Below are 12,233 nucleotides of genomic sequence, written 5' to 3' on the forward strand. Positions count from 1 at the left end.
TTCAGCATGCCTACCATGTAACCACGTCCGGCACGCCGCCGGATCCCGGCCCGGCCGCCCTGCGCCGGGCCGGGCAGTTTGGAGGCCGCCCCCTGCCCATCGCGCGTCACGCCACCGCCGCATCCGCGAACGGGACCGTCCGGGCCAGGACCCGTCAGCGGTCCGTGCCGTCCGGTTACGCGGTTACCACACGGTTGCGGCCGTCCCGTTTGGCGGCATAGAGCGCCGCATCGACCCGCTGCATCACGGCCTCCAGCGACTCCCCGGGCGCGCACTCCGCGACCCCGATGCTCACCGTAATCCGAACGTGGGTGCCGGCCACCGGCACGGTGAGGTCCGCCAGCGCGGCACGCAGCGTCTCCGCCCGCTCGGCCGCGCCTGCCGCACTGCAGTCGCCGAGCAGAACGATGAACTCCTCACCGCCCCAACGGCAGACCGTGTCCGCCTCACGGATGTGGCGGCGCACCGTGTCCACCACGCTGCGAATGACCTGGTCCCCCGCCTGGTGGCCGTGGGTGTCGTTGATCGCCTTGAACCGGTCGATGTCCACGCTCAGCACCGACACCGCCTCGCCCCGGCGGCGTGCGCTGCGCACCACCTGGTCGAAGACCATGCCGAAGACCTGGCGGCTCGCCGCCCCGGTGAGCGGATCGGTGGTCGCCATCTCCTCGAGACGGCGCTGATAGCCGCGCACGGTGATATAACCAAGCGTGAGCACCAGCACCGTGATCGCCAGCGAGATGGCCAGATTGACCGCCAGCGTGCGCTGGATCCGCGCCTCCGCGGCCGCATTGCTCTGCTCCACGACCAGGATCCAGTCCATCTGCGGCACCAGCCGGGTGTTGACGTAGACCGTCTCGGCGGCCCCCCGGTCGAAGCGGAACGAGGTGCTGGGACTCGTCAGGATCCGGGTGGCATAGGCCCCGAGCCCCTCGCGGTCGTGGATGTTCGGGGCCACATCGAAGGCACTGCCGTGCAGGGTCACGTCGCCCTCACGGTCGATGAAATAGATGCGGCGGCCGTAACGCCGCTGGTAATTCTCGATGAGATCGGCGACGGCGTTCACCGACAGGCCCACGCCGATGGCACCAAGATAATCACCGTCGTAGTCGAGCACACGGTAGTTCACGAAGATGCTCACCCGCCCGGGATTGGCCGTATCGGCATCCACGTTGATCTCGTAGCGATCGTGCATGTTGCGGACGCGGAAGTACCAGGCGTCCTGCGGGTCTTCCGGGCGGACGGTCTTGAGCACGCCGCGGGGGTGGTAGTAACGCCGGCTGCGCTCGGAGACGAAGAACGCGGTGATGGTGTCGTACTTCTTGCGCACCTCGCTGAGGTAGCGGGTCATCCGCTGGACGTTGTGCTCGCCGCCGATGGCCCAGTCGCGCACGAAGGTGTCATGGGCCATGAACGAGGAGATCAGCACCGAACGCAGGAGATCGCGCTGGATCTCGGAGTAGATGTTGTCGCTGGTCAGCGGCAGCGTCTCCTCGGCGACACGCTCGGCCAGCGAATCATGGGCGACGTAGTAGCTGATCAGGCTGGTGGCCACCAGTCCCGTCGCCACCAGCAGCGCGAGTGCCACCGCGAAGTAGATCTTTCTGCGCCGCATCCGGCCCGTTCCCCCCTCTGGTCGACGCGATCACCGTCCCACCGCGCCGCCGCCCCCGGCCGCGCTTATCTGGCAGGCGCGCCGAAGGTTACCACGCCCGGCTCCCCGGCGCTCCCGCCCTGCTCCACCGCCGCCAGCGGGTCCTCTCCCCCGTCCGTGGCGGCCCCGTCGGCGCGCAGGCCATGGAAATCGAACAGGTCGGTATCGGCCAGCTGGGAGGGCTGCACGTTCTGCATCGCGCGCAGCATGCTCGTGAGCCGTTTCGGGTCCTCCGCCTCCCACTGCCTCAGCATCGCCTTCACCGCCTGGCGCTTTAGGTTGGGCTGGGAGCCGCAGAGGCTGCAGGGGATGATCGGGAAGCCCTTGAGCTCGCTGTAACGCTCCGCGTAGGACTCGGGTACATGGGCCAGCGGCCGGATCACCACGTGACGGCCGTCATTGCTCTTGAGCTTCGGGGCCATCGCCGCCAGCCGCCCGCCATAGAACATATTCAGGAACAGCGTCTCGAGCATGTCGTCGCGGTGATGGCCAAGTGCGATCTTGGTCGCGCCGAGCTCCGAGGCGGTGCCGTAGAGGATGCCCCGGCGCAGCCGCGAGCACAGGCTGCACATGGTCTGGCCCTCGGGGATCACCCGCTTCACCGTACTGTAGGTATCACGCTCGACGATGCGGTAATCCACGCCGAGGCCGTCGAGATATGCCGGGAGCACGTGCTCGGGGAAGCCCGGCTGCTTCTGGTCGAGGTTCACCGCCACCAACTCGAAGCGCACCGGGGCCCGGCGCTGGAGCAGCCGCAGGACCTCCAGCAGGGTATAGGAGTCCTTGCCGCCGGAGAGGCAGACCATCACCCGGTCACCGTCCTCGATCATGCCGTACTCGCGGATCGCCTTGCCCGTGAGGTAGGTCAGGCGCCGCTCCAGGGTCTTGAGATTCATGGCCAACGTGTCAGATTCCGTTGTGTCGTTGACCGGCACGGGCACCGTTCAGTGGCGCCAGAACGCCGGCGTGAAGAGCACCATCAGGGTGAACACCTCGAGGCGGCCGAGCAACATGGCAAAGATGCCGAGCCACTTCACCATCTCCGGCATGCCCTTGAAGTTGCTCGCCACCTCTCCCAGGCCGGGACCGACCAGGTTGATGGTCGCCATCACCGCGCCGAACGCGCTCTCGAGGTCGAGCCCTGCCGCCATCATCAGGCCGGTGAGCACCAGTGAGGACAGCACGTAGAGGGTGTAGAAGCCCCACACGGAGTTCATCACGTTCTCGGCGACGGGCTTGCCGCCGAGCTTCACCGGCTGGGTGGCCCGGGGATGGATGAGCCGGAAGGTCTCCCGCGTACCCTGCTTGTAGAGCAGCACGATGCGGATGACCTTCATCCCGCCGGCGGTGGAACCTGCGCAGCCGCCGATGAAGCCCACCGCCGCGATCACCAGGGGGATGTAGACCGGCCAGTCGTTGAAGCCGGTGGTGGTGAAGCCGGTGGTGGTGATCACCGAGATCACCTGAAGTAGTGCGTGCCGCAGCGCCTCCCCGCCATTCGGGATCGCGCCCGTGACCACCAGGGTAACCGCGATCACCAGCGTCGCCACCGCAACGATGCCCAGGTACGCCCGTGTCTCCGTGTCCTGGAGGTAGCGCCGGGGGCTGCGGTAGCGCCACACGAAGAAGTGCAGCGCGAAGTTGATGCCGCCCAGCAGCATGAACACGTTCGCGACCATCTCGACGGCGACGCTGTCGTAATAGGCCAGACTCGCATCGTGGGTCGAATAGCCGCCGGTGGCGATGGTGCTGAAGGCATGGGCCACGGCGTCGAACGCCGACATGCCCGCGAGCCAGTAGCACACGGCACAGGCCACGGTGAGCCAGAGATAGACGTACCAGAGGGTGCGCGCGGTGTGCATGATCCGCGGGCTGATCTTGTCGTCCTTCATCGGCCCGGGCGTCTCGGCACGGTAGAGCGCCATACCGCCGACGCCGAGCATGGGGATGAGGGCGACGGCGAGCACGATCACACCCAGGCCGCCGAGCCACTGGAGCTGCTGGCGGTGGTAGAGCACCGACGGCGGCATGTTGTCCAGCCCGGTCATCACCGTCGCCCCGGTGGTGGTGAACCCGGAAACCGCCTCGAAGATCGCGTCGGTGAAGCCGAGGTGGGGGCCGAGCATGAACGGGATGGCGCCGAAGACGCCGAGCACGCTCCAGAACAGGGCCACCACCAGGAAGCCGTCCCGCGTGCGCAGCTCGCCGCGGTCGCCGCGCACCGGCAGCCACAGTGCCACGCCGGTCATGGCGGTGAGCGCGAAGGTCAGCAGGAAGATCACGACCTGCCCGTCACCGGCGATCAGCGCAACCATCGCCGGCGGCAGCGCGGTCACGCTGAACATCATGAGCAGCAGTCCGATCAGCTGCTGTATGGCTGCCCACTTCATCTCGACGCCGTCACACCCTGATTACCGGACGGGGGGCATTCTCGCTGCTGGCGGCCGTCATTGCCAGCGGTAAAGGAGATGACAACCTTCCGTCATGCCCCTGCCATGCGCCTGCGTCACCCTCGGCGGCAGTCACAACAGCGGGACACAGCGAGGTCCGAGATGGCCGCAACTACCCTGTCACGACGCGAGACCGGCCGCTTCACCGTGGACTGGGCGGACACCCCGGAGGCGGTCGAGGCCTGCCAGCGGCTGCGCTACCGCGTGTTCGCCGAGGAGCTCGGCGCCTCCGTGCACGCCGCCACCCCGGGGCTGGAGACGGACCGCTACGACCGCTGGTGCCGGCACCTGATGGTCCGCGACAATGCCAGCGGCGAGGTCGTCGCCTGCAGCCGCCTGCTCGACGACCACACCGCCAGGATGGCCGGCGGGTTCTACTCCGAGGCGGAGTTCGACATGGGCTTCGTCGGCGACCTGCCCGGACGCATCATGGAGCTGGGGCGTACCTGCGTCGACCCGGCATACCGCCGGGGCGCGAGTATCGCCACGCTCTGGTCCGGGCTCGCCGGCCACATCGTGGACGCCGGCTACGACTACCTTATCGGCTGCGCGAGCATCCCCGCCGGCGACGGCGGCCTCGCCACGGAGGCCCTGATGCGGCGCCTGCGCAGCCGCCACATGGCCCCCGAGCCCATGCGTGTACGCCCCCGGCACGGGATGCCGGCGCTGCCCGAGGGCGACCCCGTCACCATGGCGACGCGGGTGCCGCCGCTGCTCAAGGCCTACCTCTCACTCGGCGCGCGGATCTGCGGCGAGCCCTGCTGGGACCCGGATTTCCGGGTGGCGGACGTGTTCATCATCGTCGACACGCAGGCACTGTCCGCACGCTACGTGCGCCGTTTCCTCGGCATCGACGGCACCGCCATTCCCCACGCGGCCAGCGCCTGAGCGCGCTGCCCGCGCCGGCGGGGATATGCTATAACGCGGGGCTTTCGGAGCACGATGCCGGAGCCCCTATGGACCGACGGGTCGGGCGCGTCCTAGAGCGCGCCGGAGACATCATCCTCGGCAAGGATCACTCGATCCGACTGTCCCTCGCCTGCCTGCTGGCGGGCGGACACCTGCTCATCGAGGATCTTCCCGGCGTGGGCAAGACCACCCTCGCCCACGTCCTCGCCCGGCTGCTCGGACTGGAGATGCAGCGGGTGCAGTTCACCAGCGACCTGCTCCCCGCCGACATGCTCGGCGCCTCCATCTACGATCGCGAGGTCCGCGGTTTCCACTTCCACCCCGGACCCGTTTTCACCCAGCTGCTGCTCGCCGACGAAATCAACCGCGCCACCCCGAAGACCCAGAGCGCGCTGCTCGAGGCAATGGAGGAGCACCAGGTCACCGTGGACGGCACCACCCATGCGCTGCCGGCCCCGTTTTTCGTCATCGCCACCCAGAATCCGGCGGACCAGACCGGCACCTACCCGCTGCCGGAATCGCAGCTCGACCGCTTCCTCATGAGCCTGGCCCTGGGTTATCCGGACCACGCGGCCGAGCGCGAGCTGCTGCTGGGCGCGGACCGGCGGCGGCTGATCGACGCCGAGCCGCCGGTCCTCGGCGACGGCGATCTGGACAGCCTGCGAGCGGCCGTCCACCGGGTCCATGTCGCCGGCGCCCTGGTGGACTACGTCCAGGCACTGCTGCGCGCGACCCGGTACGGCGACCGCCCCGGCGGGCTCTCGCCCCGGGCGGGGCTCGCACTCATGCAGGCCGCCCGGGCCTGGGCGTTCACGGGTGGGGACACCGCGGTGCTGCCGGAGCACGTCCAGGCGGTCTTCCCCCAGGTCGCCGCTCACCGCCTCCAGCACCCCGGCGAGGGACTGGCCGCGGCCCGCGAGCGCTGCGGCGCGCTGCTGGCGGACGTACCGATCCCGTGATCGACCTGCCGCTGTGGGTCCGGGGCTGGCTGCGACGCCGCCACGGGGACACCCGCGCCCGGGTGACGCTCCACTACCGCCGGGTCTACATCCTGCCCACGGCCCAGGGCTGGTTCTTCGCCGCCCTCGTGGTGATCATGTGGCTGGCCGCAACCAACTACCGTCTGAACCTCGGCTTCGCCCTGACCTACCTGCTCGTCGGTATCGGCGTGGCCGCCATGCACCGCAGCTACCGCAATCTCGCGGGCCTGACCCTGGAGCCGGGCAACCCGGGCCCGCTCTTCGCCGGCGGCACCGCACGCTTCCCGGTCACCCTGATCAACGACACCCCGCGGGGACGAGTCGCTATCGTGCTCGACGCCGGCGACGGAGGCGTCGCCGAAGACGTCGGGTCCCACAACCAGACCGTCGTCGGCGTGCCCCGGCCGGCACCCCGCCGCGGCCGCCTGACCGCCGGACGAATCCGCGTGACGACCCGCCATCCCGGCGGCCTGTTCCAGGCCTGGAGCTGGATCGAGCCGGACCGCGCCGCCGTGATCTATCCGCTGCCGGAGGCGCATCCGCCGCCGCTGCCCGCCGGGAGAACCGGCGACGGCGGGGCGGCCAGCGACACCTCGGAAGAGGACTACGCAGGCCTGCGCCGCTACCGCACCGGCGACCCGCTGCCGCGCATCGCGTGGAAGGCGAGCGAGTCCGTCGGCGAGCTCCACACCAAGGTGTTCTCCGGTACCCGCGGTGTGCAGCGCCGGCTCGCCTGGGGCGACGCCCCCGGACTCGCCCCTGAGGCCCGGATCGCGCGGCTCGCCGCCTGGATCGAGATGGCCCACGCACGGGGTGAGGCCTACACGCTGATCCTGCCCGGCTGCTCCCTCGGCCCCGGCCACGGTGAGCGCCACCGCCACGACTGCCTGACCGCACTGGCGCTGCTACCGTTATGAGCACAATCAGCGCCGTCGACCGCCGCACCCTGTTCTGGGCGATAGCCTTGATCGCCGGTGTCCTCGTCCCGCACCTGTTCGCCCTGCCGCCGGCGATATCCACGGCCATCGCCGCATTGCTCGGCTGGCGGCTGTGGATCGGTGTGCGCGGCTATCATCTGCCACGCCGGCTCACCCGTGTGGCCCTGACCGCCGCCGCCCTGGCCCTGGTCGCAGCGCAGTTCGCCACTGTCGTCGGGCCGGAGGCGGGCGTCGCACTACTCACCCTGATGGGGGCACTGAAGACACTGGAGATGCGTGGACGCCGCGATCTACGCATCGTCGCCTACCTCGCGGTGTTCCTTGCACTGACGGCCTTCCTCGATGACGAGTCGCTGCCCATGGGCGCCTATCTCCTGGCGACCGCCTGGGCGGCCACCGCGCTGCTCATTGCCGCCGGACGGGCGACGGGCGCCGGAATCGTCCGGGCGGACCTGCGTACCGCCGGTGCACTCACCGGGCAGGCGGTGCCGGTCATGCTGATCCTGTTCGCGCTCTTTCCACGCCTGCCGGGACCGTTATGGGCCCTTCCCGACGACGGCGGCACCGGGGTCACGGGCATCTCCGATACGATCCGCCCCGGCGACCTCAGCCGGCTCAGCCGCTCCGATGAGGTGGCCTTCCGGGTCCGCTTCCCCGACGGCCCGCCCCCACCGCCCGGGCAGCGCTACTGGCGGGGACCGGTGTTCGCCGCCTACGACGGTGTTACCTGGCGCCGGGGCGAGCGCCCGCCGCGCACGGTCTCCGTGAGCCGCGACGGGCCGATCCGCACCCAGGTGGTCACCCTCGAGCCCCACCGGCAGCGCTGGCTCTACGCCCTCGACCTGCCCGGCGGGGTCAGTGCAGACGTACAGCGCACGCCGGCGCTGGAATACCTCGCTGACGAGCCCGTCGCCTCACTGCGCCGCTACCGGGCTCGCTCCTTCGCCCCCGGACGCGTAGAGCCGGACCTGCCCGCCCGGGTGCGCCGGCGCTACACGCGGCTGCCCCCGGACGCGCATCCACGCGCCCGCGCCCTCGCCCGGCGCCTGCGCGACGGGGCGTCGGGCACTGCCGCGTTCGTCGACGCCGCGCTGGCATGGCTGCGCGAGCGCCCGTTCGTGTACACGCTGAGCCCGGGCCGCCTCGACGGTGATCGCATCGACCGTTTCCTGTTCGATACCCGTCGTGGTTTCTGCGAGCACTTCGCCAGTGCCTTCGCCGTGCTGATGCGTGCCGGCGGGGTGCCGGCCCGGCTGGTGGCCGGGTACCTGGGCGGCGGGCGTCCGGACGGGGCGGATTACCTGGTGGTCCGCCAGTCCGACGCCCATGCCTGGGTGGAGGTATGGCTGCCCGGTGACGGCTGGCAGCGCGTCGATCCGACCGTGGCCGTCGCCCCGGCCAGGGCCAGTGACGGGCTGGCGGCGTCGGTCCCGGCGGACGATCCGGTACCGCTCATGGCGCGCGGCGGCGATGGCGGTGTGCTGCGCGCGATGCGACTGGCTTGGGAGCAGGTCGACGTGATGTGGAACCGCTGGGTGCTGACCTACGGCCCGCGGGCCCAGCAGGGACTGTGGCAGCGCCTCGGCCTGACCCGGCCGTTGACCGTAGGGCTCGGCGTACTGGGGGCCCTTGGCGCCGTTGCGGCCGTCTATGCGCTCTGGGGCCTGCATCGCCGACGGGCGGCGGAGGATCCGCTATCGCGGGCCTGGCGCCGTATCCGCGCCCGTCTCCTGCGCGCGGGCATCCCCCTGGAAGCGGGGGACGGTCCGCATACGGTGGCACGGCGGGCCGATGACGCCGATGAGGCGCTGGGTGCCGTGGTCGCCGCACTCGCGCGCGACTACGTCCGGCTTCGCTACCGCGAACGCGGCGACACCGCCGAGCGTGCCGCGTTCATCCGCCGGGCCCGGCGCTTTCGCGCACGTCCTCTTCGAGGGCGGCGATGATCGCCGGGTCCGCAGCGAGCGTCTCCAGGGTGATGCCGTCAAGCAGAGTATAGAGCTGGCCGGATAGCTCCGACCACAGGTCGTGGGTGAGGCACTGGGCCGCTGCGTCGTCGTCGGCGGCGCCATCGCCACCGGCCGGATCCACGGCGCTAACCACCGCCGCGACGCTGATTCCGGAGGCCGGCCGTGCCAGCCGGTAACCGCCCCCCGGGCCGCGCACACCGGTCACCAGGCGCGCACGGCGCAGCGCGGCAAAGAGCTGCTCGAGGTAGGAAAGCGAAATGCCCTGCTCCGCGCCAAGCTCCGCCAGGCTCGTCCGCCCGCCGGGCTCGCGCAGGGCGAGCACCGTCATCGCCGTGACCGCATAGCGTGCCTTGGAGGTCAGCCGCACCGCCGGCTCCGGTCAGACGCTCCAGCGCCGTGCCAGCGGCCGGTACGCCGGGGGTTCGCCGAGCACCGGCATGAACGAGTGGCCCTCACCCAGACAGTACCGCAGCCAGCGGTTCAGGAACCGGTTCACCTCCCAACGCCAGGCCATGCTGCCCGTCTCGGGCCCGCGACAGTCGCGGCGGAAGCCGCTCAGGCACGAGTCCGGCAGGACTTCCGCGACTCGGGCATCGTGGTAGATGCGGACCCGCAGATCCGGCGTCACCTCGGCGGTATCCCCGCGATGGAAGTGATGGGTCAGCACCACGCTCGTGGTGTAGGCGCAGCGCTCGACCACCCGTAGATGCAGATCGGGGGTGCCGGGCACGCGGGAGACCACGCAGTCGCCATTGCGGTCCGGTTCCGGGAGGAGCCGGCGCATGTAGATGTAGTTGTTCTCATAGAGCTCCATCAGCGCGGCGAAGCTGCGCTCGCCACGGGAAGCCGGAACGGTTTGCGGGGTCTCGATCATCATGTCGCGGATAGTATCACAGCGCCCCAGCGTGCATGTCCCACCGGAGGCCGGCTCCCCCGGCGTCACCCGGGTCGGTGCCGACCGTTGCCGTCCGTCGTCGGCATACGACCACACCGGCGGGCGCTGGGCACCCCGCACCCCGAAGCACCCCGGAGGCCGTACCACTGCCGCACCGTAAGGCGCCTTCGATCAGCTCGCCCTATAGGTTAAGTGGAAAGCCACGCCGTTTTTTAATAAAGTCGCCGGCGCAGCTGCCGGTTATGGATGATCGTGGTCGCGATCTCCTCGATGGACATCGCGGTGGTGTCGGCCATCGGCAGCTTCTCGCGCTCGAACAGGCCCTCGGCCCGGGCGACCTCGTACTGACACTGGCGCAGCGAGGCGTAACGGCTGTCCGGACGGCGCTCCGAGCGGATCCGCGAGAGACGGTCCGGACGGATGGTCAGCGCGTAGAGCTTGCGTCGGTGCGGGCGGATGATGGAGGGTAAGCGCCCGCCGAGGAGGTCCTCCTCCGTGAGCGGGTAGTTGGCGGCATAGATGCCGTACTGCAGCGCGAGGTAGATGCAGGTGGGCGTCTTGCCCGAACGCGAGACGCCGACGAGGATGACATCGGCCTGATCGTAGTGACGCACCACCGCCCCGTCGTCGTGCGAGAGCGCGTAGTTCATGGCGTCGATGCGCACATCATAGCGCTGATTGTCGATCATGCCGTGGGAACGCCCGATGGTATGGCTGGAACGCTCACCGAGCTCCTGCTCCATGGGGGCGATGAAGGTGTCGAAGAAGTCGAAGACCAGCGCATCGACGTGCTGCAGGCGCTCGCGGATCTCCGGGGCGATGACGGTGCTGAACACAATGGAACGCAGGCCGTTGACGCGATTGGCCTCCTCGACACGCCGAACCGCCTGGTCGGCGCGCTCGGGGCTGTCCGTGAACGGCAGCGTAATATGATCGAACTCGTCGTTGAATTGCGTAAGCAGGCTGTGGCCGAGTGTCTCGGCGGTAATGCCGGTTCGGTCGGAGATGAAGAATACGGCGCGTTTTCCTGCCATCCTCGCCTCGCGGGGGTTGGTTGATCGTGCGCGATCACCTTAAACGCGCCGTGGCGCCGGCGGAAGCCCGCGGGGCCCGCCACCGCGGCGTCGGCGTCCCGTACGCAGCCGGTCTGACAATCTGGGAGGCATTACATTGACCGAATACGTTGTCTGGTTCGAGTCCCTGGGCATGCAAGACGTCGACCGCGTCGGCGGCAAGAACGCATCCCTCGGGGAGATGATCAGCCATCTCGCCGCCGCCGGCGTCCAGGTGCCGGGAGGCTTCGCCACCACTGCCGGCGCGTACTGGAAATTCCTTGATGACAGCGGTCTGCGCTCGCGCATCAACGACGAGCTGGAAGGCCTCGACGTCGACGACGTCGAGCAGCTCATGGCCGTGGGCGCGCGGATCCGCAAGATGATCGTGGAGACGCCCTTCCCCGCCGAGCTCGAGGAACAGATCACCGCCGCCTACCGCGACCTCGAGAAACGCGTGGGCAAGTCGGATATGGCGGTCGCCGTGCGCTCCTCCGCCACCGCCGAGGACCTGCCGGACGCCTCCTTCGCCGGCCAGCAGGAGACCTTCCTCAACGTGCGCGGGCTCGACAACGTCCTCCTCGCGATCAAGGACGTCTTTGCTTCGCTGTTCAATGACCGCGCGATCTCCTACCGCGTCCACCAGGGCTTCGAGCACGAGCAGGTCGCCCTGTCGGCGGGCATCCAGGAGATGGTGCGCTCCGACGTCGGCGCCGCCGGCGTGATGTTCACCATGGACACCGAGTCCGGCTTCCGCGACGTGGTGTTCATCACCTCGTCCTACGGCCTCGGCGAGACCGTGGTCCAGGGTGCGGTGAACCCGGACGAATTCTACGTGCACAAGTCCACGCTGGAGGCCGGCCGCCCGGCGATCCTGCGCCGCATCCTCGGCGGCAAGGCCATCAAGATGGTCTACAGCGGCGAGACCGGTCACGGCAAGAGCGTGCACACCGTCGAGGTCGCTGAGGGCGAGCGCAACCGCTACTCCCTCACCGACGCCGACGTCGAGGACCTCGCCCGCCAGGCGCTGATCATCGAGAAGCACTACGGCCGGCCCATGGACATCGAGTGGGGCAAGGACGGCGAGACCGGCCGGCTATACATCCTCCAGGCCCGCCCGGAGACGGTGAAGAGCCGCGACGGCGGCCAGGTGCTGCAGCGCTATCAGCTCAAGGAGCGCGGCCGCGTGGTCGCCACCGGCCGCGCCATCGGCCAGCGCATCGGCGCCGGTCGCGCCCGGGTCGTCGACAGTATCGACGACATGCACAGCGTCGCCCCCGGCGACGTCCTCGTCACCGACATGACCGACCCCGACTGGGAGCCGATCATGAAACGCGCCGCGGCGATCGTGACCAATCGCGGCGGACGGACCTGCCACGCAGCGA

General features: G+C 69.6%; 11 protein-coding genes. 5 read left to right on the forward strand and 6 right to left on the reverse strand.

Annotation, left to right across the window (positions count from 1 at the left end; genetic code table 11):
- Nucleotides 1-175: 175 nt before the first annotated feature.
- From G7A99_RS02200 to G7A99_RS02210, 3 genes are all read right to left on the reverse strand, one after another.
- A complete protein-coding gene (locus G7A99_RS02200; protein WP_018716980.1) occupies nt 176-1,615 on the reverse strand; it encodes a sensor domain-containing diguanylate cyclase in 1,440 nt (479 codons plus the stop codon).
- 65 nt (nt 1,616-1,680) lie between these two features.
- Complete coding sequence (ttcA, locus tag G7A99_RS02205; protein ID WP_256379692.1) at nt 1,681-2,589, reverse strand: tRNA 2-thiocytidine(32) synthetase TtcA; 909 nt, start codon at nt 2,587-2,589, stop codon at nt 1,681-1,683.
- A 9-nt stretch (nt 2,590-2,598) separates the two neighbouring features.
- Nucleotides 2,599-4,044 (reverse strand): TrkH family potassium uptake protein, encoded by a 1,446-nt coding sequence (locus tag G7A99_RS02210; protein WP_018716982.1) that lies wholly within the window; start codon nt 4,042-4,044, stop codon nt 2,599-2,601.
- Nucleotides 4,045-4,206: 162 nt separating this feature from the next.
- On the opposite strand from G7A99_RS02210, the gene G7A99_RS02215 reads away from it, so the two are divergent.
- The 4 genes from G7A99_RS02215 to G7A99_RS02230 all read left to right on the forward strand — a co-directional run bounded on the left by G7A99_RS02215 (nt 4,207) and on the right by G7A99_RS02230 (nt 8,877).
- Nucleotides 4,207-4,992: a GNAT family N-acetyltransferase gene (locus G7A99_RS02215; RefSeq protein WP_018716983.1), complete on the forward strand. Its 786-nt coding sequence runs from the start codon at nt 4,207-4,209 to the stop codon at nt 4,990-4,992.
- Nucleotides 4,993-5,060: 68 nt separating this feature from the next.
- Complete coding sequence (locus G7A99_RS02220) at nt 5,061-5,972, forward strand: MoxR family ATPase (protein ID WP_163138752.1); 912 nt, start codon at nt 5,061-5,063, stop codon at nt 5,970-5,972.
- Nucleotides 5,969-6,910 carry a DUF58 domain-containing protein gene (locus tag G7A99_RS02225; RefSeq protein ID WP_163138753.1) on the forward strand — a complete coding sequence of 314 codons (942 nt, stop codon included), beginning with the start codon at nt 5,969-5,971 and terminating at the stop codon, nt 6,908-6,910. Before G7A99_RS02220 ends, G7A99_RS02225 begins: the two co-directional genes overlap by 4 nt.
- On the forward strand, nt 6,907-8,877 hold the full coding sequence (locus G7A99_RS02230; RefSeq protein WP_163138754.1) for a transglutaminaseTgpA domain-containing protein: 1,971 nt from the start codon (nt 6,907-6,909) through the stop codon (nt 8,875-8,877). The genes G7A99_RS02225 and G7A99_RS02230 overlap by 4 nt, the downstream gene beginning before the upstream one ends.
- Here G7A99_RS02230 and G7A99_RS02235 read toward each other — a convergent pair.
- From G7A99_RS02235 to G7A99_RS02245, 3 genes are all read right to left on the reverse strand, one after another.
- On the reverse strand, nt 8,825-9,268 hold the full coding sequence (locus G7A99_RS02235; RefSeq protein ID WP_018716987.1) for an Rrf2 family transcriptional regulator: 444 nt from the start codon (nt 9,266-9,268) through the stop codon (nt 8,825-8,827). The two genes, G7A99_RS02230 and G7A99_RS02235, sit on opposite strands and share 53 nt — an antisense overlap.
- A gap of 12 nt (nt 9,269-9,280) precedes the next feature.
- Entirely contained in the window at nt 9,281-9,778 is a 498-nt protein-coding gene (locus G7A99_RS02240) for a DUF1249 domain-containing protein (protein WP_018716988.1), read from the reverse strand.
- A gap of 230 nt (nt 9,779-10,008) precedes the next feature.
- Nucleotides 10,009-10,830, reverse strand: coding sequence for a pyruvate, water dikinase regulatory protein (locus tag G7A99_RS02245; RefSeq protein WP_163138755.1), 822 nt, complete (start codon nt 10,828-10,830; stop codon nt 10,009-10,011).
- Between the two features lie 136 nt (nt 10,831-10,966).
- Here G7A99_RS02245 and ppsA point away from each other — a divergent pair.
- On the forward strand, nt 10,967-12,233 hold a 1,267-nt coding region (gene ppsA, locus G7A99_RS25115; protein ID WP_240466067.1), incomplete at its 3' end, for a phosphoenolpyruvate synthase.

This window comes from Arhodomonas sp. KWT (assembly GCF_010993615.1).

Coding starts and splice junctions, on each gene's coding strand:
- G7A99_RS02200 (WP_018716980.1), bottom strand. CDS start 1,615: ATGCGGCGCAGAAAGATCTACTTCGCGGTGGCACTCGCGCTGCTGGTG.
- G7A99_RS02210 (WP_018716982.1), bottom strand. CDS start 4,044: ATGAAGTGGGCAGCCATACAGCAGCTGATCGGACTGCTGCTCATGATG.
- G7A99_RS02215 (WP_018716983.1), top strand. CDS start 4,207: ATGGCCGCAACTACCCTGTCACGACGCGAGACCGGCCGCTTCACCGTG.
- G7A99_RS02220 (WP_163138752.1), top strand. CDS start 5,061: ATGGACCGACGGGTCGGGCGCGTCCTAGAGCGCGCCGGAGACATCATC.
- G7A99_RS02230 (WP_163138754.1), top strand. CDS start 6,907: ATGAGCACAATCAGCGCCGTCGACCGCCGCACCCTGTTCTGGGCGATA.
- G7A99_RS02240 (WP_018716988.1), bottom strand. CDS start 9,778: ATGATGATCGAGACCCCGCAAACCGTTCCGGCTTCCCGTGGCGAGCGC.
- G7A99_RS02245 (WP_163138755.1), bottom strand. CDS start 10,830: ATGGCAGGAAAACGCGCCGTATTCTTCATCTCCGACCGAACCGGCATT.